Here is a 22,144-nt window from a genome sequence, read left to right as displayed (position 1 = left end):
AAGCGAGATGTCATAAGGCTAATCATGACTTTATTCCCATCAGGCGCTTTTGGTCTTCCAAGTCACGTTGGGCAACAGAGTCCTTAACGGCGCGCCCCAGTTTCTTAACGCCCACGTCCCACTCTTTACTGGTTTCCTCTTCGAAGGTTGTCTTATGCTGTTGATCAATAGCTACCTTCTCGTGGCGTCGCTTTGCTTGCGCACGAAGGCGAGCTTCATGTATTACTTGGAGATCTTCTAGCGAAATATCGGCGCTTCCCGGTTTTATGCTTGCGGTGTAGACGAAGCTGAGTTCGATTAATTCACCTTCAATCTCGATCCATATATGACGCACGCACATGGTGATACTGTAGGCCTTCACGCGAATCACTCCGCTCCGCGCTATCCTATCAAATACTCCAGTGTCAATTAATGACGTTGAATTGTATTTGCGCCCATAGAAGTAAACGCCGTCACTACGTATTACCGCTGGAAGTGGAGTTAAAAACTCTCTGACCGCCTGCTTGAAGGGCATCAGACTCCCGCTATTACGCCCTCGTTCGTCTAAATACGTCCAAATATTTAATGGAGTCGGCGCGAATTCTTCAAGCCACATTTCTTCTGTCATATAGGAACTGCGATCGGAGGTCTCGTTATCTTTTATTGCTCTACGGACTTCCCGGCGTGCCATCTCCACTAGATTGAGTCCGCTATGAATGTAGGACGCTTGATCCTTAGTTTGCTTATCCCTAGGATGAGATGACTCTACCGTCGCTTTGGATTGTCCAGAATGTGTCGGGGTCAATTCAACGCGGCTTAGCCATTCGATGGCTTCCTCGGCCTTCATATGTGCAGCTGGACCTCTGTCGAAGACCAGCTTGCTGGACAGTCCAATACTTGGCCACTGATCGGGTTTAATCGTAATGCCAAATAATTCACAGTATTTGACCTTATCGACTGCTGCGCAAAATAAGGCCATTCGATATGCTTCCATGCTTTCACGGCCTTTAGCGAATCCAATACCAACGACGGCCCCAGATACAGCACATACCGCTCTTACCACGCAAAAAGCGTCTAGAGCAGCACCTTCAATAATTCCAGAGATCTTCTCGCTCGGATAAAAACCGTCATACTCGACCAGCTGATTTAAATTGCATAGTTGCGCTGAAAAGCTTCCCTTGTCGCCTGACGCTGCACGGGCCGCGCTCGGTCCTTTCAAATCTCGGGTAAGCGATGCGGGATCGGTTTGTTTTTTGACCCAATCCCAAAATTGATTTGGGCTAGGAAAAGGCTCACCCTTAGGATGAAAGAACTCTCGGCCCCTCACACCTTCACGAACTCGGCACCCGAAAGTTTTTCGGAGAGCAGCTCCATAAATGTCATCTTGGGTCTTGTCGGCCCGCTTAAACTCCAGAAATCCTTTTAGAATTTTTTCTTTCATTTCGGGTGTGATGGGAAACCCGCTATTTCCTCCAAAGCGAGAAGGGCGGCCAAGCTTCTTTGTTGTCTTCTCACTTCTGTCCCAGGTGCCGATCCTATGCAAGCTGGGCATGAGCGCCCATTTCGATTTGCCAAACACTAAGAAGCTGAAAAACCACAACCGTAGCCTCCCCGGATGCTGCTTAGGCTCATAGTTTTTCGCGTGTGCGTTGATGATCGCTTCGGGATTGTCGGAGGCCAGAATTTCCGCTGCCCTAGGAACCAGCTCAGTTATGGCAAGCAAGCGGCGGTTAACCTTATCCTCGTATCGCTCCTTTGGATCGACACGGCGGCTCTCTCGCCAAGAGCTTTCAATGCCCGCAGATTCGTCGAGCCATGGTGGATTGGCGTGCATGTCCATCTCAACGAGCTCTCCGGCTTCGAGCGCGGCTTCGAAGCGCAGCCTTGACATAGTAATGAGGGTGGCACGAGTTCCACGCTCGTCGAACTCGACCAACCGGACTCTGTTGCTCCCCCCATCGTTTATGAGAAAGTGATAGGCCACTCCATTGACAAGTTCACCGCAGCCTTCAGGTGCGATTAGTCGAGATCCTGTCATCATTGAGCAGTTTCCGAGAAGAATGATCGGTAATGCTCAATCACATCGCACCGTGCATGCTCAAGCGGTTGATCGATCTGAATGTATTTAAATAAATCGACAGCTAGATTTCGATCCCAAATATCTTGATAGATGCGTGTGATAAATTGATCCCGGTTACCCCATTTTTTTCCAAACGCTATAGCAACTGGCGCAAGGGGACGACCGCAGATGAAATCCTCATCTAATTGCTGACTGAAGTCCTCCAGCAACTGAGGATTTAAATCCAGTGGACGGTCGTGCGCACCAAAAATTTGATCCAAATTTGCCATTACAATCGGATCAATCTCATCAAGTGATAAATTTACTGTTCTGATTCCCGCGCTTAAATAATATTCTTCCTCTAAGCGGAGCCGCAGGTCAGCAAGTTCACGATCTTTCCGCCTAGTCGCGAGCGATTTCAAAGAAGACCGTCGTTTTTCCATGAAGTCGTATTTTGATAACTTGATGTTCCAGTTAACTGCATACGGAGCAGCGCCTGGAGCATTGAGATAGAGCAGCAAGTCTCCGAGGTAGGGGTACGCTGCCCACTTGCGCTCGCCGCTTGAGGTTTCGACTACCACCTTTGCGTGGTCCATACCGATCTGACTTGCGATGGCTAGCGTACCTGCTAGCGGTTTGAGATTGGTTCCTTGTACTAGTGGGTGACCATGCAGCGGGTGGACGTGCGCCTGCGGGTGAAGCAGCTTCTGCTCGTGTATATCGAAGACAGCCGGATGGAACAGGGCCAGTTGGGTAAATACTCGTTCAGGAATGGAGAGCAGGTGAAGCGCACGCTCAAGCTTCCGGCTGTTGAGCCGGCAAACCCGTGAGCCTTTAGGTGCCTCGCCAGGTACGGCGAATATCGCGGGTAGGTAGTCATCACCCCAGCGGAAGCTACCCTGGCGATCTCTAATTCGAGTGAGAGTTTTTTGAGAAATCATTGTTATCCATACCCATGCCACTTGGTTAGACCCGCAGCAGGTGGCCTAACTTAGTAAATGCGTACAACAATCATACGCATACGCCGCGCTGCCTTTCGGCACACGGATTTCGCTTTTTTAGGGATGAGGGGAACCCGCAGAGCTTGACGCTCCGCGTATGCGGATAGACAATGATCGTGTCAGGGGTCCAATCTTGACACAGGGGCCTAAGGTAAAACTTAGGCCCTTGTCTATTCTGGCTCCCGATAATTTACCCAGAATTAATCATTACGTTCTTACCTAATTAATATATATTCTTTTATTGGCTATATTCATCCAGTAGCGCAACTTAGTGTTAGCCGAACCCTTAACAAAATTGGGGTTTAAGCATACGCCGCTAGAACGCGTTTTTTAGATCAATTCGCAGTTATGTCTATAGCGTTACCTCGCATGGTAACTCTATGAAACGTGGATTGACAACTGGAAAAAATCGCAGAAAAAAGGCACCCCCTGACACGGCATCATTACCATGTTGATGTAGAGCGGCAGCGCTTTATAAATGTGTGCAAAAGGTCTCAATTCCCTCTCTGGATGAGGGGGAAGTTATCCACATATAGATTTCCTTATAGTATAAAAGGGCCGCGAGTTAATTCGAATAAAACTATCCACAGCTGTTCTCTGACTATAATAAGTTATCCACAGAAAAATTGACCCACGCTGAAAGGGTCACCCGGATTGGATAGCAGCCCGCATGCACACTGCTTACCTGGAGGCAAATATTGAATGGCTGAGAGGTGAGACCTTTTTCAGCCTTTGCAGTCGCCTACATCTACTCTCAGGAAACCTCCGTCCCGGTGCTACTGCGACGCAGCTGTTTGGTCTGTCTGAGCGATGCATCAAACACGACCTACCCTGCGGGATGGATGCCTTCGAACAGAACAGTGGTAGCAGGTGGGGCGATGCTAGGCAGATCATCGAGAAGCACACGATTTTTCCCTTCTTCGGTCCCTTTCAGTCTCAGGTAGCGGTCAATGACGCATTGACCCGATTGAGAAGCCCAGTAATGGGGGCGCTGAAATATCAGCTCGGTCTGGTATGCGGAGGTTTTGGTGCAGACCATCCCCTGAGGGCTTGCCAGTCGTGCATGAGGCGAGATATCGAGCTATGTGGCGTTTCGTACTGGCATCTCGACCACCAGTATCCTGGCGTAGTGATCTGCTCGACGCACAGGGAAGTGCTCAGTGAGTGCACACGAAACCGGCGGTGGTGCGGCCGTTTCAATTGGACATTGCCTGAGGAGACCACTTTAAGCGACATGAGTTATGGAGCATTGAAGAATGAGGAACAGGAGAGACTCGCTTCGATGTCCGATGCTTGTCGCGACTTGGCCGGTTTTGGACTGAATCAGCAGTTCGATTCGCTGGTAGTCGCTCACGTCTACCGGCAGTGGCTTCCTAAGGGCGGAGCGCCCCAGAGCCTGTTGGCTCATTTGCTTCCCCTGCGGAGATTTCATCCGTACGGAGGATTGCCGGCAACTGTGGAAGCTGCCGGCAGTTTTATCGCTCAGATGACGCGTTCTCCGCGCCAGCACGTTCACCCACTGAAGCACTTGGTGATGCTCACCTGGCTTTTCGGTGATCTGGAGTCTTTTGTACAGTGCTACGAGGTAAGCTCCAGACAGCTAGCAACGCCGGTCCTGCGAGATGACTGGACGAGCCCCCTGAAAGACAGGACACCGTTTCCCCCTTAAGATAAGGGATAGGCAAACGGTTATGTATATGACTAATAGTAGTGATAAGGGTGGGGAGTTGCTGGGCCAGGAACGGCGTCGCCGTTGGAGCCCAGAGCAAAAGCTGGCGATGGTTCGCGAGAGTCTGCAACCAGGACAAAGTGTTTCGGTCGTGGCCCGGCGCCATGGCGTGAATGCCAACCAGCTCTTTCAATGGCGCAAGCTTTATCAGAATGGCAGCCTCTCGGCGGTCAGTGCCGGAGAGACCGTAGTGCCGGCATCTGAGTTGGCCGACGCACTCAAACAGATCCGTGAGTTACAACGGATGCTGGGCAAGAAAACCATGCAAGTCGAGATCCTTCAGGAAGCCGTGGAGATTGCTCGGTCGCGAAAATGGATTGCGCACTCACCCTTGTTGCCGGGGGACGACCTGTGAAGCTGATCAGTGAAAGTCTCGGTGTAGCGCGCTCGCAGTTAACAGCTCGACTCAATCCTAAAACGGTACCTGGCAGGCGTCGCTGCGTGCTGGACGATGCCGCGTTGGTCAAAGAGATTCAGTCTGAAGTCAGTGAGTTGCCCAGCTATGGCTACCGTCGTGTGTGGGGCTTGCTCCGTCGTCGGCGTGAACAACAGAGTCAGGCGCCGATCAACGTCAAACGGGTCTATCGCGTGATGCGCGATCATCAGTTACTGCTGGAACGACGGATTAAACAACCCGGCGTGGCACGCCGCCATGAAGGCAGGATCGCTGTTGCCTCCAGCGATACCCGCTGGTGCTCAGACGGGTTTGAGTTTCGCTGTGAAGACGGCGACAAGCTGAGCGTGACCTTTGCCCTGGACTGCTGCGACCGCGAAGCCATCGGCTGGGTGGCCAGCCCGACCGGGTACAGCGGCGACGATATCCGCGATCTGATGCTGGAAGCGGTGGAAACACGCTTCGGTGAAGAACCGCCTGCCACCCCGGTGCAATGGTTAAGCGATAACGGCTCGGCCTACATCGCTGAACAGACACGCCAGTTTGCCCGACAGATCGGCTTGCAGCCGGTGACGACACCAGTGCGCAGCCCGCAGAGCAACGGCATGGCCGAGAGCTTCGTCAAAACGATCAAGCGCGACTACGTCGCGCACATGCCCAAACCTGACCGGGAAACGGCACTACGCAACCTGACGATTGCCTTTGAGCATTACAACGAGGAGCATCCGCACAGCGCGCTGAAATACCGTTCACCACGGGAATTTAGGCGCTTGGCAGCGGCATCAATTTAACGGGGTATAGGTGTCCGGTTTGATAGGGGCCAGTCCAATGACATCATCCAACAGCCTAGGGACCTCGTGCCGATTGATATTACTAGAGGGCCTCCGAGACCGAAGCGGTTGAAACCTCGACTCAGGGCTGTTTTGCTCAGGCGTCTTGCCGAGGGGGTAGCAAAGCGGGTGATTTGTGATGAGTTCCAGATCACCATCTCAACGGTAAACAAGCTGCTTCGATCCGAACGTGGTGTTCAAGCGTCTTGGTTATCTCGGCAAATTGATCTCAGCCAAGCTCTTCATCGTTCACGATGGTCCGACCTCCGGCAGCGGTTCCCGTCGCTCTCTCTTACTGAGCTTCGAAAAAAATGCCCGTCGTTGTACGCTTGGCTGTATCGCAATGACAGAAAGTGGCTGGACGTGCAGACCGTTCAGATGTCCAAGCCTTGTAGAAGCCGCCCTGCGCGAGTCGATTGGGGGAGCCGAGACGATAGCCTTCTACGCGAGCTGAGAGTGGAGCTAATTCGGGCGTATGGAGCGGATCATGATATGCATCTCAAGCAATCGCAGATTTTTGCCTTGATGCCTCGCCTCGCCCAGAGCTTGGAGCGAAGGGATCGTTACCCACGGACTCGTGCATATGTGAAGCTGCTATCCATACGGTAGGCCTCACTGGCATCTAGGGTTTGCATCATGAGCTCATTGGAAAAGCTGCCGATGCTGTAGGCACATCCCAAAAGATTGTCTTCTTGAAGGGCGCCGATATCTAATATTAGGTTTGAAAAAATATCTACCATTAAATGGCCGATTCCGGCCATTTAAATCTAACGCCATTAGCAGCTATGATTATCGGTAGTCTTCGTAAGGGGTTTCTTCGACCGAAAATTCAATACCGCCCGACAGACCTTGAACGCTTATATTCATGTCTTGGATTGTAAATTCCCCATCATCGACCTCATACGACAAGTCGATCTCCACCGTAAATTCTAGCGTTCCTTCTTCTTCCTGTGTCGTATCTTCAAAGGTGTATATGACATCATCCTCTCTGTCATATCGACCATTTGCATAGTCTGGGCCAGTCACCTTGACGCTGTAGCGAACTTCAACGTCGCAAATTATCTGGCAGTTCTCGTCATCAATGTGGATGATCGATGGCTCAAAATCTCGTACATCCAGTATTGAGAATTCTTCTACTTCTGCATCTTCCCAAGTCGATGAGTTGTAGGCATCCGCTTTCTCTATCTGCGATTTGATGCTGAGTTTGATTTCCTCTTCATGCTCGTCGATATAGTCTTTGATGAATTTTGAACGATCTTCATCATGAGCATTGTAGAGGTCAAGAAGCTTACTCAAACTCTCAATTTGAATAAAGCGAGGATTCTCGTCACAAAATGTAATTAGATCTTTGTCTTCGGAAACAACATAGATTTCTTCTCGACCCTTTAAAGCGCCACGAACAGCCAAAAGGGTAAATGCGTCAGGAAATTCATTTTTTTTCTTTCCGCCTTGAAACGGCGGTGTTTGATCGAAATACATCTCGACAATTTCATTTCCATTAACATTACTCAAGTCAACTATTGTAGTGTTCGACTCATCGAGAAAGTCATCGAAAACTTGAATTGCGTGCTTTTCGATTTCTTTTTGATCGAATGGTACGAATAGATTTTTTATTACGTCATCATTTGAGTTTGTTAAGATTTTCGCTTTGCGGCGAAATGAATTCACTCCGTTTATAGCATCTCCGATGTGCTCCCCAATTTTACGTTTTACTTCTCGGACTACTATCGTGCTGGTGATGTGATTTAGCTCACCATCATTACAAATATCTTTGAATGACTCCAAGGTCTTGGAAGAAAAGTCCAAACCAGCCTTCACGAAAAACTCTGTATCTATGAATACATTCCTTGTTTGCAGCGGCATCGCGACCTCCTGAGGTGATGGCTATCTGATTGTTTATACTCTCTGTGCCACCTATGCCAATCAACCCTCCTTTAGTTGACCATTTCCCGCACTGCTCAGCCGCAGCAGTCAAACGATCTGGATCGAATCACGAAAGCTTTAAACGCATCGTTGGCCTGGAGGTTGTCGGTCAAGATCTCTACAGGACAGCACGTCCTTGTATTTGCTGCCGGACTCGCTCCTGTTCCCGAGCTTGGACCTGTAGCGCGATAGCCGCCTGGATTTCCACGTAGAGTTGAGCATTCTCGTTGTCACGGTCAGCCACCGTCACAACAAGGGAGTAGGGCTCCTTATCTGCTACATCAGGGTGATTCCAATCGCGATCTTGGCGTGTTACCACCACAAACCATTTCTCGTTCGGGGACCGTTGCTTAAAGGTCCACCGAGAAGATTGCACCGTGCCTCGGCTTCGTAACTGCGCAGAAATTTCTCGGTTGGGTGTAGCGTCGTCGTTACGTGCGTCTGCCTCTTTCTGCTTTTCGCGATTAAAGGATTTCTGCACAGTTTCAAGGGAGTCTCCTTTGACCAGCCGATAGCTAATTTGAGTAGCAAGGTATTCCATGCGCGTTGTGCGAACTGCGGGTGAATACGCCAAGCTGATGCTCAGCTCGCGGGTGCCCCTGGCTTTCCGTAGGTAGGAGGCTGGCAGGGGAAGCTCATAGAATTGGCAGGAATCCTTCTCGATTGTCTCCTCACATACAAGCACAACGCAGTGATCTGAAGACCTGAACAGATCGCTTTCACTGACTTGGCCATACCCTCCAACGTCTCGGGGCATGTCTCGTTGCCAGGTGGCCTTATTTGCCTTGTAGGCTGCCTTCAGTTCATCAGGGAATGTCGAGTCAACTTCCTCTGGCAGATAAGCGTGGTTAACCAACATCGCCCTTAGCAGGTTCGCCGACGCATCGGGGTACTCGTTTAGCAACCTGCCTGCTAGGTGCGTAACGTAGGGAGCGGAGAAGCTGGTACCGCTGATCTCCTTGAAAATAGTATTGCCTTGGAATTGATGGTTTAGAGTCAGAACCCCTAACCCTCGCATATCGGCTTTCCACTGGTTCGCAGCTTGGCGCATAGGGCTGGCCAAGTTGCCACCTGGTGCGATTAGCTCAGGTTTCAGGGCACCCTTCACTGACGGGCCGTGGCGAGTGAATGGGGATGGTTGGTGTTCGGATGCTGGCGATAATTGGTAGATCTCAGGGTACTTCTGGCTGTCGTATGTCGCGTTGTGGCGGGAGACACTGCCCACGGTCAAGACGTTCAGGGCCGGTGCTGGATCTATAATCACGCTCTGTTCGTGAAGCAAATACTCCGGGTACTCCTCCCGCCAGCTTTCAATCGGCATTGGCGGTTCAGAACAGCCGCGGAAATTACCTGTGGAAACGACGAACAGGACATTATGCTTGCGCGCTAATACGTCGAGTATGTAGGCAAGTCCTCTCACGTGAGCGCCGTCGTAGGGCGCGTTTGAGTTTCCTAAGGACAAGTTGAAGATCCTGCATCCAAGGCCTACGAAATATTCAACTGCTTTGGTGAGCGTTGACTCCACTGAATGTTCGTCGTAGATCGCATCGTTGGTGTGCGGGCATTTGCGCATCACCTTTCCATTGTATAGCCAGAATTGCGGCTGCCAGAAATTGCTTCGATCACAAGCTTCGACGTCACCGTACAGGGCAATGCCGGCCACGGCTGTACCATGCCCTGCTTCATCGAACTCATCCTGCTCATCGACGAAAGACTGGCTTTCCCCGATAGCGGACTTGAGAAGTGGGTGATTTGTGTTGATACCGCTATCTAAAATACAGACTCGTGCGGCATCACGGTTTGGCGAGGGAATATTCAGGGGAAGCGCTGCGATGTCTCGATTTAGCTGAGGAAAACTGATCCCGGTCGTGGGAATGAGGTCGACTAATCTGACATCGCGGTGATTGAGCAATAGCTCCGCTTGGGCCATCGTTACCTCAACCCTGTACATGAGAAGGCTATCAAGGTTGATGCTGTCGATTTTCTTCACACCGATCTGCGCAAGCCACGCTTCGAAAGTAGTGAATAGTCGAATCCGTACAGGATGATGGACCACTTGGTGCGGCCATAGCTCAATGTCTAGCTTGAATGTCGGTGTCTTCGGAAGGCCGATGTTACGTACCGCCCAGCTTTTGCGATCTTCAGCAGACCAGCTTTCGATGCCTTCGATTGCTTGCAGGATTTGGCCATATGAGAGTTTCTGGCCGGCTATGCCCAGTTTGTTGATGTGGTCTTGGAATTTGGCTAGTCCCTCTTCAGTGGCAAATACAATGCACAGCTGCTTGTTTTCCTGACTTACAAACTCCAATCCATGTTTTTGAAGATCTTCGAAGGTCAAGGCTCCGTCGTACTGGATCTTCAACACGAATGGGGAGCCTTCGGCTGATGCAACTTGCTGCTTTGCGGCGGCTGCGGCAGTGGCAAAGTAACCATTCAGCTTTTGCCCGTGCCCACGGAGGTCTTCGCGCTTGGTAAATTTTGGAGGCTGTTTGGCGCGGCGGCGATTGTCCAAGTTTTCGCGAGCTATAGTCAGGTGCTTGTAGGTCGCCAATTCCATCATCCTTGAGTTGGGGGATTAATGCCTTCGGAGTCCTTCACGAACGAGCGCACTGCGCAGCTCCTTGATCGTCAGAAACTCCTGGCCTCTTAATATCATACGCTTCGCTGCACGACGAACTACACGCTCTACGTCGGCGCCACTCTTTCCCTCGAACTCAGTCAGAAGCTCTTTATCATCCAGCTCGAACTGTCGGCGAATACCTCGAAGTTTTAGCTGCAGCAGGGAAGTTAGCTGCTTCTGATCAGGTAAGGGAAACTCGATCGCTTCATCGAACCGGCGCCAGATCGCAGAATCGAGGATATTTTCGTGATTGGTAGCTGCCAAAATCAGACTGCTACCGTCATAAGCGTCCATCATTTGAAGTACCGCATTGACGACGCGCCGCAGCTCGCCATGCTCGCCGCTATCTCCCCGCTCCTTACCTATGGCGTCGAACTCGTCGAACAGAACGACTAAGGGGTGCTTAGCGATGAAGTCGAAGACCTTTCGAAGGTTCGCTGCTGTCTCCCCCAGGAAGGAAGATACGAGCGCGTCAAGGCGAACGATGGCCAAGGGCCGATCCAACTCGAATGCGATTACTTCCGCTGCAAGCGTCTTGCCGCATCCAGGGGGACCGAAGAAGATGATTTTCCCTGAGGGCTTCATTCCGTAGCTTCGAAGCACATCGGACCGGCGATGCTCTTCAAGCATTTCCTCAATCATTACCGAGCTACTTTCCGGCAAAATGATCTCATCCAGCGAGCGCTTAGGTGGCCTAATGTCCAGCAGTGGAAGTCCGCGTTCTTTATCCACAGGGATATCAAACTCAAACTGAGGTTTTTTAGACGATGGCTGCGCATGCATGTCACCGCCATATAGAATTCTCTCAAGATCATTGGCGAGAAGATGATGTTGCTTTTGCCGCTCCTCTTCAATAATCGCTTCAGATGCTTGACGGAACGCAACGGTATCCCCGAGCGCGCCAGCTTTCACTAGTTGTCTAAGTATTTTTCCGTTAGCCATTTATGTACTCCTGCGGATGCGTTTGGATTCAGAGTGGTCAACTCATGAAACCGATCCTTGCCCTAAGCAGTAAGAACTAACAGGATAAAATTATCAGAGCTAACATGTAACATGAACTCCATTTCGTATTCTTTATTATTACTAAGTCTATGTAAACGAACCAGTAATATCTGATGACGAGCGTATCTGTGAGCTGTTGATTTGTCCAGTGAGATCACTATTCAAGAGGCCATTTGTCGCTGATTTGGGACGGATGGCACTCTACCGGTCGTCTGGCGAGCGTTAGTGGATCTGAACATAGGTGACAGTTCCGACGCATGCCTACTTTGCTGGTCTTTACGGGACGTCGTGGTGAAGGGGGCAACCTTGTTGAAGGGGGTCTACAATTACGCATGCTTTGCATTTTCGGTGGTAACCGGCTGAAAAAACTGAGCCGCGAGCATAAGAATGCCTGGCTGCGACATGTGGAAATCGCAGTCAGAAAACAGATCCAGAGAGCCTACGACTCGGCGTGGAGCTAGCGCGAGTAGCGGCTATTAAGTGACTCCAGGAGAAGATGATGACTACCCCTAGTGAGCGCAGTCGGGCGGTGATTCAGACGCATGAATTTCTGAACGAGCTTTCTCGAGACGACTCGCTCCCCGAGAAGGTGCGCCATGACGCGAAGTTTTTGTTACGACATTTTCCGGGCCGCGCTGAAGTCGTATTAGCAGGACGCCTTGAAGAAGAGGCAGTTACCCTACCGATACCATTTATTTTTCCCGTATTTAGCTCCTCAATTGAAGAGTAGGTTATACAAGAATCGTGAAGTAGAAACTGGCCGAAGGTTATACGAGACGATGCTGTTTAGTAGGTTTGGCAAATAAACTACACGAAGCTCTTGAGAGTTTGACGCAACGTATTCGCTTAGGGCCTGAAGCATCCGATGCAGTCACTGGGTAGATCCATGTTTCAATACCTCCCGGAGATTATTTTGTCTGTCGCCAGAACCATCTCATGTCGAATCAAGCGTATGACGAAAGGGCGTCCCTTTTATCGCGACGTATTCACCACGGCTGGTTCTTCATCAGCAGTCAGTAAAGCTCTATCTCAAATGATCCGAGCAGGCCTGCTGCAACGTGTCGCCCGAGGGATCTATATGCGTCCCAAGTGGAGCGAGTACATCGGTCAGGTTTACCCTAGCCCATTAGCTGTCATGGGAATCATTACCAGGGCGAACGGCGAGGTCGTCCAGATTCATGGTGCGGAGGCGGTTCGTAGGTTCGGGCTCAGCACTCAAATGCAGGTATTGCCAACTTATTACACAAGTGGCTATACGAGAGAAATCAAGGTCGGAAATGCTGTGATCCGGCTAAGGCATGTTTCAAAAGAGCGTTTGCAGCATGCTGGTACGAAGGTGGGACTAGCGCTTACCGCGCTCTACTACCTCGGCAGAAAGGGATCGTCCGAGCTAGTCATTTCCAGGATCTGCGAAGCGTTAAACGATCAGGAGTTAACGGCACTGCGGGCCTGCGTGATGCCGATATGGATGCAGGCAGCACTGAGCCTATCCCATGGGCGGAGTGGAGAATCGTAAGTGACATGCAATCGCTTTGGGCGATGGCGTCCACCTAATTTAGATGGACGCCATGCCACACGCGACGTTATCAGGACGTGTGTTCCTCGGACGGCTACACTTTTCATTGAAGTTTGAAGATGCTGACGACCATGGTGTGCAGCGATGCGGCTCGTCACTCGCTGCTAGTACCACTGCATAACCTTATTGCTAGCCCGGGCAACGATTGCCGGGCAACGGCATCAATGATGTCGCCTTGACATCGTTAGGATATCAACTATTACTTCTCGTTATTACCGTCGCTTCACCTGCAAAAGCTGCCACCTACAAGGATGAATCAGATGAGCACTGCTCGGTTTTTATTCCTTGTGATGACGCCCGTTTTCACGAACGGCTGTAGCGTTATAAATATTTATGATGACGGGGTGAAAGTCAGCCGTTACATCGGACTTCCTATTTACTCGCTAGAGCCTAATGGTGGTGCAATTTACTTTGACGTAACAGGCTTTGGACTCATTATTAGCCCAGGTGGAGTATCGCTTGGTTATGTTCAACAAATATATGCACAAATTCCAAATGGCGACTGTTCAGTCGTATTTTTTACTCGTAGTGAGGCCCAATCAGCAGCGGTGGTCGCCTATTTAAAAAAGGCAAACATAGACCCCTCAACTATTTGCCTGACGCATAATAAGGACTGATATGAGAAGTTTAATACTAGCGTCATCATTATTTGCTGCAGGATGCTCTCCACTGCAACAAGCCCCGCTTATGTATACATCCAAACAGGTTTTTGGCGTGGACATATCTGCCCCTACGACGGAGTCCACCGGGGTAACCATGAATCTCGGATTTAAAAATGTTGACGCAGCATATGTTCCCATTGCTGTATCGAAAGAGGGGGCTGACCATATAAATATAGTTAGCGCCACTTACGGTTCAAGCGACGGCGCTCAAGGTCCTTCCTCAGGGGATCTTCAAGTATCGCGAGTCAATGCCCTGAAGGCTGCGATTTTAGGTGAGCAGACCGCCCAGAATAACTTGAAGTCCGCTAATGATGAGTTTACCGCAGCGCAGCAATATAATACCTATATTTCCGCAGGAGACACTGAGCAAGCGCAAAGCCTAGTAGCGAGCAGCGTATTTAATTCACCAAACCTGACTAGGCACAACGCACTTATCACCCTGAACAAAGAAATTCCGTCGAACGACATAACCGGGCTAAAAAGCGCGTTAATTGGCGCAGAAGAACTCCTTAGAAAGGCAACCTACAATGTCGAAATGGCCAAGAAAGATTTAGCAGAGCTGCTATATGTGCAGCGCAGCGACGCGATGTCCGTGTATGGAAGTTTCGGTGCCACGACTAACGGAAGTGCGAGCTCACTCAACAATAAATTAGGCAAAATGTTTTCCACTGGCGTTGCAGCGCAAAATTTAACAGAAGGTATCGCTCACGAAAGTGAGGCTTTGGCGAGAGGCCGTTTTTTAGCCAGCTGTATTGAGTTGGCCAAATCCGTGGACACGGCGAAAAAAGCGCAATTTTCTGAAGACTGCGCCAGAGCGGCTTTATATGCCAGAGAGCCATGAAGTTACGCTTTTGCGCAATGTAAATCCCCAAATTTTGTCGCTGATGCCCAATTGACCCAGCTACTGAAATTTGGCTGACCCAAGCCTTCGCGTCGTAAGTATTAGCAGTTCTGACTTTGAGCTGATCACTGATGGAGCAGCGTTAAGTCGGCATCTAGGTTAATTCTGCATCAGCGATAACACAATGTTGCACAATGGAATGTGAGTGTGTGCAGGACGAAAATATTCAAGAGTGGACTTTCAACATCGCCATACAGAGCTACTCTTCCTAATCCTAGAGTCTTTTTCGTCGCGCTGAGGTGAGCCATGCGCAAAATAGTCGCCATAATTATCGCATGCTTGATCGCATCGACTGTACTAGCCGAGGAGGACTGCACGGGAGCTAAGCACGTGATAGGCGAATTTAACAGCACGTTGCTCAGCGATGGGTCAATCGCCGGCTGGGCGAGAAATCATGTAAACGTTGATGGCATGAGGACTGCCTATCATAAGGTGGGGACGTCCAAAGGAGCCATGACTACTGTCTGTAATGCTGGGGAGGCATATCTACCTAATGGCACATCATTTCATGGAGCGGATGACTGCAATGCTTTCATAGAGCTCTACAGAACTGCGTTAAAAAAAGGATGGAAAGATCCTAACATCGGAGCTATCCGGTGGTACGGCGTGGTTGGCACAGACGAAGCTACTATTGCCGGTCGAACCGTTAAGGGGGTAATACCAACAGAACAACCTGACGACTCTGGTTTTTTTGTATCACCAACGAAACTGGCAGACTCGAAGTACAAAATTACAAATCAGCAACGCTATCTAAATGCCGAAGTGATCCCTTACGCAACTATAACTGACTCCAATAAACTAACAAGCCTCGGCATAAAAGTTGGAACATTCGGCGTAGCTTACAACAGAATCACACAACAAACTGTGACATTTGTCGTTGGTGATATTGGACCACGCGTAGGCGAGGGGTCATTCGCTTTAAGCAAAATGCTGGCGGGCGAACCTAATCTCCTTGCGACGAAAGCGAACTTGAGGCGTGTCAGCATCGATGCTCCAAACATTCTATGGGTGCTATTTGGTACCCGCACCGGTCTAGCTGAGAAGCCATACACGGATGTCATTATTAAACAAGCTGCAGACAAAGCCTTTGATGCATGGGGGGGTACATCCAGGATTGACCAATGCATTGCGAATGGAGAAATCTAAGGGCAATACGAAAGTACCGAACACGACTTAGGCGATGCAAGATAGCTTGCTGTTTACTTTGTGCGCAGCCTCTAACAAGGCGCTCAAATCGTTCGCTTCGCTCACTGGGACCGAGTTCCGTGGCCATTTAACCTAAATGTTTGGCCCTACCTTAGAAATCACCCGTGATCGTCACTACCGCCTCGTCCTCTGGCTTACCTTCATCCACTTCGAGGAATTACTAATGGAAAAGTTACATGCTATCGCTTGCGCATTAATCGCAAGCTTTATTTCGATAAATATAGGCCATGCAACCGAAGGTTCCGCAGTCGCAGCAGTCGCGGTTGCGCCAGATGCCGACGCCTGTCGGTACCTGCCCGGCGCGCCGTCGGCGACACGATTGATCGACCGCGCAAAGTTTTGGTTAAAGATGGAAGAAATCGTCCGACGTCGAGAAATATTCGAGTACGACTTTGAACAGCCATTGAAAGAAGCAGGCGGGAAGCCCGTAAAGGACGCATCCGGTAAGCCTGTGCTGAAAAAACGTCATGAAAAAATCTCCTTCAATTACAAGAAGGTTAGATCGATCCTCAACGGCGTTCCGAGATGCACGATCGAAGGCATCTTCGATTATTGGGAGACTAGTGGAGGCGGCGACCCCAAGGTGCTCGCACTTTCACTATCCACTGCCCTGAAGGAGTCCAATTACACTTTGCAACCCGGATATATCGAAAAATTCACAAAAACCAACCCTCCTGCGTACGCAAAACCGGATGAATTCGGTCGTGCTTACTATGGCCGCGGCCTGACGCAGCTCACCAAGATCGGGAACTACAAGACTTTTGAGAACCGACTCGGTATAAATCTAGTCAATCAGCCTGAGTTGGCCGCTATACGCGAGTATTCCATTCGAATTCTGGTCGACGGTGCACGACTTAGTCTGTTCAATACAAAGTATGGCAAAGTCGAAACCTATTTGAATGACACGACGTCCGATTGGGTAAGGGCACGAGGCTTGGTTAATCCGGGCAGTTACCGCAAACGCACCACGGGCTACTTGGCTTGCCGGTTCTACGACGCGCTGCAGCCAGCTTACATACAGCCCGCGCCTGTTCAAGACGCAGCATTGTGTATGCAGCTCAGTCGACAGGTAGACGACGGCCCGCTCTAAGTTGTTATCTAATCCTATATATTGCAGGCCCAACAAGGCACTACAGCGGACGGGTTCGACGCCGCTGAGTTTTGGCGTTGACCAGTGTCCGCATTGGGTCCAGTGTGTGTAAAAACGCTTCGTCAAAATTGAAGTGCGCGCGTCTACGTTAAATCTGAAATTTATCGGCACGTCAGCAGATGTGGATTTCGCGCAGATGTGCGATTTCCAGTCAGGTTTTGAGCACCTGTCGCGCTCGAAAACGTTTTTATGTTGATGCTGACCCCGATTGACCCAATTGCCGACGCAAGACTGTCCCATCTCCAAAACTGCAACAATCGAGCGCAGACAATGATTCACGAGGAGTCAGACTGCGTCAGTGAAATCTCGGCAACTGGGTCAGCTCGGCATCGGCGTCAACAAAATCACCGCTACATGAAAGTGGGCGCTAAACATGGAGCTACCTAAATACACCGAGCTCCCAACCCTGACGGATATATTACTCCTGCGCTGCATCTCGGAGATATGCGACATTCTCCAGGTCCACGATGTTGTTCAAATGCTTGATGAGCTCTGTCCGAACTTTGCGTAGCCCACCCCTACCTAAGCTTTTGTCGGCGCTGTAGATAGAAGCGTGTCCAGGGTTGGCCATCTCTTCTGTATTGGACTCGGTAACAGGAGACGGTTGAACATCGAAGTAGTCTTGTCCTGCTGGGTCTCTGTCTTCCCTGAGCTTGGCGTAGAAGAGCTGTGAGAATTTAGTGAGCTCACGAACATCGGGTTTGTTGGCACGTTGGGTATTCACTCGATGCGTTAACACTGACAACGGAGTCAGTGCCGGACGATCAACACTAAACCCTCGATCTTTCAGATCATCGAGGCTGACAGCGCTGGCAAGGAACTCCTGGCCATCATGCTGTTCTGGGCAAAAGAATGCTCTGACCAAGCTTTCATCTTCGGACAGTGGCGGTACATCCATGAGCTCAGATTCCCCGGATAATCGTCAAAACATGCTCTGGAAGGTGCTCAGTAAGAGACGATTCATCACTCATGAACTCTTGGCCCACTGCTGTTTTGGCATAGTACGAGTAGCTCCCGTCTCCGTAGAAGCCAAGATCAATATAGCCGAGGGCATTCTTCCAGGAGAAGTTAACCTCGCCGTCTGCCGCTGCTGTGATCGTGGGCACTTGAAACTCACTGGCAGGGAGCACATTGCTTGAAAATTGCTCGGCGTCATCGATTGCAGTTCCGTCAGGGACCTTCCCGGTGTAGCCGTCCCATCCTGGCTCCAAATCAAGTAGGCCACGAATTTTAGCCAGCATAGTGTTCTTGAGGGTATGAGCCTGGCGGAAGTCGTAGAGTGGGTATTGATTAGCTTTCGCTTGTCCCCGTAGGGTGCTCTGCACTTGGCTACCGGCCAGCAGAACTCGCGTGGCCCACGTATAGGAGGCAGTAGAGCAATCAGTGCTTTTCACCGTTCTTTGTACATTGCCAGCCTTTGCGTAGATGACTTTGCTTTTACCTTTACTTTTGGCAGGGTGCAGCCATTTCACACCGCCCGTTGTGGTTTCTTGAGCGTTGGCAAAAGGATTGCTAAGCATTGTCGCGTTCATTGTTTCCCTCCCACGACTAGGCTGAGACGACGGCAAGCTTCCTCAGTCAAAAGGTCGTTGATCACTAGCTTGTTCTGATCATGTAGCGGTTCGAAGAACTCATGGGCCACGCGAGAGAACTGGTCTGCGTCAAATGAGCAAAGTAAGGCGTCTCCGTCTTCCTCCCGGCGCAGCACTTGGACGTGATCGATAGTCACATATGTGTGCGGCGCTTTATGTTGTACCGAGATGGCAGACGAGTTGACGTTCAGATGATTAAGGATCTGTTTCCCATTAGGGTGCTCCCAGAGCCAGCCGGAGTTGTTGTGCCAGCGGTCACCTGATTCAAAATTCTTGCGGGAAAGATAATAACTGCGCGGGTTGCAAAGCAGGCGCAGATCATAAGTTCCCTCAGACGGCTCATATCGAAACTGGTCTACTACCTTGAATCCCAGCGACTTCAGGTCAAGATAGGCTTCGGAGTGTTTAGCCAGTTTGTCCAAGAATTGGAAGGCCTGTTTCGAGACTGCATCCCAGCGAGTATAGGCTGTGCAATGAATGGAAACCTGAACCCCATCGGTAATGCGCACAGCCCATTCAGGAGCCTCGTTCTCCTCATCGCTTTCGTTGGAAAACGTATAGGTGAAGATGTCTCTCTGGCTCGACTCACGAGTAGAAGCATCGAAGCTCAGCTCAACGGAGGCTGCTTTATCAAAGCGAGCAAGGGCATCGGCATAGGCAACCGCCAAGTGTTCTTCTATTGCCCCGTCCGACAAGATCGGAGCCGCAAACTCGAAGAAGAACACGGTTTCAACAACGGCGTGTGCACCGTGAACCGGCTTGAACATGCCTGTACTCATGGGTAAAAAGCTCCGAATTCCGAGCAATATGGAACGTGGGCCATTGACAGCCAAGAAGGATGGGCAGCGGCTTGAGCCTTGCTGCGCGCCGATTTCCATTTGGCTGACTTCCTTGTCTGAAGTGTGGCAGATCCGAAGAAATTCAAGGGATAAATTTTTTCAGGCTCTGGCCCACGGCCCCTCGAGAGGGGCCGTGGGCCAGAGCCTAGCTGTTCAAAATACCTATGGCAACCTTATTTGGGGCCTCCTTCACAGAGTTCTACAATTATGGTTCCAAAATGATATTTGGTCATGAGGGGCCTGCTCAATCTCCGACGTTTCATTTGACTCGTGAGGAGAGTGGGAGCTTGAGCCATTTGCAAATCCTGCGTCTCATTCAAGCAGGATTTCCCCTCAAGGACGTGAACGCCAGGGTCGGCTCCTCGAGCCTATTAAAATCTCGCAAGCTCTTACGCAGAATCGGAGAAGTCGTTCAGGACCATTCAGCGCATGAGCCCCACCAAAACGCCGTCCGATTAAATGCTCAGCAGAGCGCTGTAGCTTTCCAATACGCTCAAGTGCTTGAGCTCGCTTTGTCGGTATTTGGCTTTCAAAAACTGGCGGAGAATTGGTTGAGCCGGCCATGTAAGCACCTGTCAGGGATCGTTAATTTCGAGATGTTCGATACCTCGCTTGGCTTCAGTGTTGTAGTGAAATATCTGTAGCGCGCTCGCTGGGTGTGTAGCAGTAGCTTCTTATCCTGCAAAACGAGATAGATCTGGGGGGACGTTGACCTATTTTTTCGCCAATATAGCCCCTGTCTTGGTCGACACCATTCGTTGGCGACTGGTAGCTTGAGACCTAGGTAAACCGAGACAGCCGTTCTCGATCAGATAATTATGATTTTAGCTGGGACTGGAACGGCCTATAGAGACAAAAAATGACCCAAAAAGAAGTGATCAATATGATCTATGAGCTTTATGCTTCGCTTGAGGCAACGATCGGCCTTGACAGAGAGGTTAATCTCACCCTTCGCGTGCAACTGGATTCGGCACCAACGTGGTTATCGGACTTCGCGGGTGGTTCCGGAGAGGTGTATGACGGGTATTCAACCATGAAAAGAGAATTCAAACTAAACTCTGCCCCTGATGAGCGTCGTGTTGAGTTAGTTTTTAAAGATGAAGATTCTGCCATCCTTAGCCCTGAGTTTGTACGGCACTTCAATCCCGCCGATCCTTTTAATCAACTTCAAGCGGTTCCACTCAAAAATGAGCAAACTCTGCTTCTGGCTCACAGTGGAGAGATGTTAGCTAAAAAATATAAAGTAACTGGTAGTAGTTGGTGGAGGTGACGAAATTCGGTGTGTATTTCGTCAATTTCTCCGAAATACATAGGAGCCAAAGTTTAGTTTGGCCGGGAATCGAGTTTATCAGGATCGCTGGTATTCACTCATCGGTCGTAGATAATCGCGTCAGATTTGGGCAGATAAAGGTAGAACGCCAGTGTCTCTGATAGAAGATGTTGACGCCTTGCAGTCAATCTACATCAACCGTGCGACCGGTAACGGTAACAACGATGATGAGCGAGACTATCCACTCTATCGGCAGAGTGTCCTAGATGATCCGCACGCGGCTTCACTCGTCCCCGCTTGGGTGAAGCGGTACCGAAATCTGGATCAGTTCTGGGGCTTCATAAAGCCAAAACTTGGTTCGTACGCTGAGCGGAGGACCTTCATTTGGAATGAGTTCAGAGCGCTCGTCGACTATGCAGAATCTAGCAATGTGCATCCCTCCGACGCAGTCGTGTCCGAGGCGATGAAGCGTTTTGACGCTGAGCATGTGCGTGTCGCCTGGACTAAAGCAATTGAGCGTCGTGCTACCGATCCTGAGGGGGCTATCACCATGGCCCGGACGCTCTTGGAATCGGTATGCAAGCACATTCTGGACGAGGCCGGTGAGAATGAGCACGAAGCCACTCCCGATTTAAACAAGCTATATAAACAAACCGCCACTCTGCTCAATCTGACAAAAGCTCAGCATGAAGAGGTTGTTTTCAAGCAAATCCTGGGGGGCTGTACTGCTGTTATTGAGGGGTTAGGAGCGTTAAGAAATCGCCTCAGCGATGCACATGGGAAGGGCAAGGGTGGTGCGAAAGCTGCGCCTCGTCATGCCGAACTGGCTGTAAATCTCGCCGGTTCCATGTCTATGTTTTTGCTGGCGACGTGGGAGTCTAGGTCAAGCCAATAGGTGACTGTTCAGCTGGGTGGTGAACGAGTATGCCCGATCGTCCCGCCTACATATGCAATAGGAGCGATGCGTTCGGTCTGCGAAGTGGCCGTTTGCATTGATCCACCCGATTTAAAAACCTCGCTGCAAAACGAGTGAGGTGGCTTCTGTTCTGGTCGTGTAGCACTCGTAAATCTGACGTTGTTTACGCGGTAGGCTACGCGAGCGCTATTGGTGTAGGGAATCAGGTGCAGTTTGCGTCTTTCGTAATCAAAACCCTTTTGCGGGCGGCTATGCAGGATTGTTGATGGTCGTACCCCCTGACCAGGCACCGCCCCGCGCAGAACGCTAATGCAGGCGTCCAAATCCCAGTGAAGTCGCTAATCAGCTGTGCCCACTGGATGTAACCTCGTGACGGCCCGCCGTAGACGGACTCAAAGGGCTGAATGCCGACCTCCCAGGAAATTGACCAAAACCACATACCCCCGGCACTCAATAGCGCTGCTGGCGATGGTTTGGTGAGCACGGGCCAGTCCT

General features: G+C 50.5%; 20 protein-coding genes. 12 read left to right on the top strand and 8 right to left on the bottom strand.

Annotated features, from left to right (window positions below; genetic code table 11):
* Positions 1 to 22: 22 nt before the first annotated feature.
* Positions 23 to 1,915: a TnsB C-terminal domain-containing protein gene (locus tag ACA051_RS29840; protein WP_497372989.1), complete on the bottom strand. Its 1,893-nt coding sequence runs from the start codon at positions 1,913 to 1,915 to the stop codon at positions 23 to 25.
* Positions 1,916 to 2,016: 101 nt separating this feature from the next.
* The gene (locus tag ACA051_RS29835; protein ID WP_497372987.1) at positions 2,017 to 2,979 is read right to left on the bottom strand and encodes a PDDEXK family nuclease; all 963 of its coding nucleotides are present in this window, start codon (positions 2,977 to 2,979) and stop codon (positions 2,017 to 2,019) included.
* A 730-nt stretch (positions 2,980 to 3,709) separates the two neighbouring features.
* Between ACA051_RS29835 and ACA051_RS29830 the strand changes: the two genes are divergently transcribed.
* The 3 genes from ACA051_RS29830 to ACA051_RS29820 all read left to right on the top strand — a co-directional run bounded on the left by ACA051_RS29830 (position 3,710) and on the right by ACA051_RS29820 (position 6,601).
* A complete protein-coding gene (locus ACA051_RS29830; RefSeq protein ID WP_497372985.1) occupies positions 3,710 to 4,708 on the top strand; it encodes a TniQ family protein in 999 nt (332 codons plus the stop codon).
* A 28-nt stretch (positions 4,709 to 4,736) separates the two neighbouring features.
* Positions 4,737 to 5,953 (top strand): IS3 family transposase gene (locus ACA051_RS29825; protein ID WP_497372983.1). Its coding sequence is split into 2 segments (ribosomal slippage): positions 4,737 to 5,082 and positions 5,082 to 5,953, totalling 1,218 coding nucleotides; the frame shifts between segments, so codons are not numbered across the junction.
* A gap of 66 nt (positions 5,954 to 6,019) precedes the next feature.
* Positions 6,020 to 6,601: a TnsD family Tn7-like transposition protein gene (locus tag ACA051_RS29820; protein ID WP_497372981.1), complete on the top strand. Its 582-nt coding sequence runs from the start codon at positions 6,020 to 6,022 to the stop codon at positions 6,599 to 6,601.
* Positions 6,602 to 6,781: 180 nt separating this feature from the next.
* Here ACA051_RS29820 and ACA051_RS29815 read toward each other — a convergent pair whose 3' ends face one another.
* The 3 genes from ACA051_RS29815 to ACA051_RS29805 form a co-directional block, all read right to left on the bottom strand.
* Positions 6,782 to 7,855: a PIN domain-containing protein gene (locus tag ACA051_RS29815; protein ID WP_497372979.1), complete on the bottom strand. Its 1,074-nt coding sequence runs from the start codon at positions 7,853 to 7,855 to the stop codon at positions 6,782 to 6,784.
* A gap of 178 nt (positions 7,856 to 8,033) precedes the next feature.
* The gene (locus ACA051_RS29810; RefSeq protein WP_497372977.1) at positions 8,034 to 10,466 is read right to left on the bottom strand and encodes a S8 family peptidase; all 2,433 of its coding nucleotides are present in this window, start codon (positions 10,464 to 10,466) and stop codon (positions 8,034 to 8,036) included.
* Positions 10,467 to 10,490: 24 nt separating this feature from the next.
* Entirely contained in the window at positions 10,491 to 11,477 is a 987-nt protein-coding gene (locus ACA051_RS29805) for an AAA family ATPase (RefSeq protein WP_048721856.1), read from the bottom strand.
* Positions 11,478 to 12,033: 556 nt separating this feature from the next.
* Here ACA051_RS29805 and ACA051_RS29800 point away from each other — a divergent pair.
* The 6 genes from ACA051_RS29800 to ACA051_RS29775 all read left to right on the top strand — a co-directional run bounded on the left by ACA051_RS29800 (position 12,034) and on the right by ACA051_RS29775 (position 16,972).
* Positions 12,034 to 12,267, top strand: a complete 234-nt coding sequence (locus ACA051_RS29800; RefSeq protein ID WP_497372975.1) for a BPSL0761 family protein — start codon at positions 12,034 to 12,036, stop codon at positions 12,265 to 12,267.
* Positions 12,268 to 12,489: 222 nt separating this feature from the next.
* Positions 12,490 to 13,053, top strand: a complete 564-nt coding sequence (locus ACA051_RS29795) for a DUF6088 family protein (RefSeq protein WP_497375656.1) — start codon at positions 12,490 to 12,492, stop codon at positions 13,051 to 13,053.
* A gap of 320 nt (positions 13,054 to 13,373) precedes the next feature.
* Positions 13,374 to 13,730, top strand: coding sequence for a hypothetical protein (locus tag ACA051_RS29790; protein ID WP_497372973.1), 357 nt, complete (start codon positions 13,374 to 13,376; stop codon positions 13,728 to 13,730).
* 139 nt (positions 13,731 to 13,869) lie between these two features.
* Positions 13,870 to 14,616 carry a hypothetical protein gene (locus ACA051_RS29785; RefSeq protein ID WP_497372971.1) on the top strand — a complete coding sequence of 249 codons (747 nt, stop codon included), beginning with the start codon at positions 13,870 to 13,872 and terminating at the stop codon, positions 14,614 to 14,616.
* A gap of 306 nt (positions 14,617 to 14,922) precedes the next feature.
* On the top strand, positions 14,923 to 15,822 hold the full coding sequence (locus tag ACA051_RS29780) for a hypothetical protein (RefSeq protein ID WP_497372969.1): 900 nt from the start codon (positions 14,923 to 14,925) through the stop codon (positions 15,820 to 15,822).
* A 223-nt stretch (positions 15,823 to 16,045) separates the two neighbouring features.
* On the top strand, positions 16,046 to 16,972 hold the full coding sequence (locus ACA051_RS29775) for a hypothetical protein (RefSeq protein WP_497372967.1): 927 nt from the start codon (positions 16,046 to 16,048) through the stop codon (positions 16,970 to 16,972).
* A 478-nt stretch (positions 16,973 to 17,450) separates the two neighbouring features.
* Here the strand turns inward: ACA051_RS29775 and ACA051_RS29770 are convergent, their stop codons facing one another.
* From ACA051_RS29770 to ACA051_RS29760, 3 genes are read right to left on the bottom strand one after another with little or no spacing between them, the layout of a single operon-like run.
* Positions 17,451 to 17,930: a hypothetical protein gene (locus ACA051_RS29770; RefSeq protein WP_497372966.1), complete on the bottom strand. Its 480-nt coding sequence runs from the start codon at positions 17,928 to 17,930 to the stop codon at positions 17,451 to 17,453.
* A 4-nt stretch (positions 17,931 to 17,934) separates the two neighbouring features.
* Positions 17,935 to 18,564: a hypothetical protein gene (locus ACA051_RS29765; RefSeq protein ID WP_497372964.1), complete on the bottom strand. Its 630-nt coding sequence runs from the start codon at positions 18,562 to 18,564 to the stop codon at positions 17,935 to 17,937.
* The gene (locus ACA051_RS29760; RefSeq protein ID WP_497372962.1) at positions 18,561 to 19,502 is read right to left on the bottom strand and encodes a TIGR04255 family protein; all 942 of its coding nucleotides are present in this window, start codon (positions 19,500 to 19,502) and stop codon (positions 18,561 to 18,563) included. Before ACA051_RS29760 ends, ACA051_RS29765 begins: the two co-directional genes overlap by 4 nt.
* Positions 19,503 to 19,750: 248 nt before the next feature.
* On the opposite strand from ACA051_RS29760, the gene ACA051_RS29755 reads away from it, so the two are divergent.
* From ACA051_RS29755 to ACA051_RS29745, 3 genes are all read left to right on the top strand, one after another.
* On the top strand, positions 19,751 to 20,107 hold the full coding sequence (locus ACA051_RS29755; RefSeq protein WP_497372960.1) for a hypothetical protein: 357 nt from the start codon (positions 19,751 to 19,753) through the stop codon (positions 20,105 to 20,107).
* 215 nt (positions 20,108 to 20,322) lie between these two features.
* On the top strand, positions 20,323 to 20,733 hold the full coding sequence (locus ACA051_RS29750) for a hypothetical protein (RefSeq protein ID WP_497372958.1): 411 nt from the start codon (positions 20,323 to 20,325) through the stop codon (positions 20,731 to 20,733).
* Positions 20,734 to 20,884: 151 nt separating this feature from the next.
* Entirely contained in the window at positions 20,885 to 21,628 is a 744-nt protein-coding gene (locus ACA051_RS29745) for an abortive infection family protein (protein WP_497372956.1), read from the top strand.
* Positions 21,629 to 22,144 lie beyond the last annotated feature (516 nt).

This window comes from Pseudomonas sp. LBUM1669, from assembly GCF_059695705.1.
This window is presented reverse-complemented; position numbering and strand designations above follow the sequence as displayed.

Coding starts and splice junctions, on each gene's coding strand:
- ACA051_RS29835 (WP_497372987.1), bottom strand. CDS start 2,979: ATGATTTCTCAAAAAACTCTCACTCGAATTAGAGATCGCCAGGGTAGC.
- ACA051_RS29830 (WP_497372985.1), top strand. CDS start 3,710: ATGCACACTGCTTACCTGGAGGCAAATATTGAATGGCTGAGAGGTGAG.
- ACA051_RS29815 (WP_497372979.1), bottom strand. CDS start 7,855: ATGCCGCTGCAAACAAGGAATGTATTCATAGATACAGAGTTTTTCGTG.
- ACA051_RS29805 (WP_048721856.1), bottom strand. CDS start 11,477: ATGGCTAACGGAAAAATACTTAGACAACTAGTGAAAGCTGGCGCGCTC.
- ACA051_RS29800 (WP_497372975.1), top strand. CDS start 12,034: ATGATGACTACCCCTAGTGAGCGCAGTCGGGCGGTGATTCAGACGCAT.
- ACA051_RS29795 (WP_497375656.1), top strand. CDS start 12,490: ATGACGAAAGGGCGTCCCTTTTATCGCGACGTATTCACCACGGCTGGT.
- ACA051_RS29790 (WP_497372973.1), top strand. CDS start 13,374: ATGAGCACTGCTCGGTTTTTATTCCTTGTGATGACGCCCGTTTTCACG.
- ACA051_RS29785 (WP_497372971.1), top strand. CDS start 13,870: ATGAATCTCGGATTTAAAAATGTTGACGCAGCATATGTTCCCATTGCT.
- ACA051_RS29780 (WP_497372969.1), top strand. CDS start 14,923: ATGCGCAAAATAGTCGCCATAATTATCGCATGCTTGATCGCATCGACT.
- ACA051_RS29775 (WP_497372967.1), top strand. CDS start 16,046: ATGGAAAAGTTACATGCTATCGCTTGCGCATTAATCGCAAGCTTTATT.
- ACA051_RS29770 (WP_497372966.1), bottom strand. CDS start 17,930: ATGGATGTACCGCCACTGTCCGAAGATGAAAGCTTGGTCAGAGCATTC.
- ACA051_RS29765 (WP_497372964.1), bottom strand. CDS start 18,564: ATGAACGCGACAATGCTTAGCAATCCTTTTGCCAACGCTCAAGAAACC.
- ACA051_RS29760 (WP_497372962.1), bottom strand. CDS start 19,502: ATGGAAATCGGCGCGCAGCAAGGCTCAAGCCGCTGCCCATCCTTCTTG.
- ACA051_RS29750 (WP_497372958.1), top strand. CDS start 20,323: ATGACCCAAAAAGAAGTGATCAATATGATCTATGAGCTTTATGCTTCG.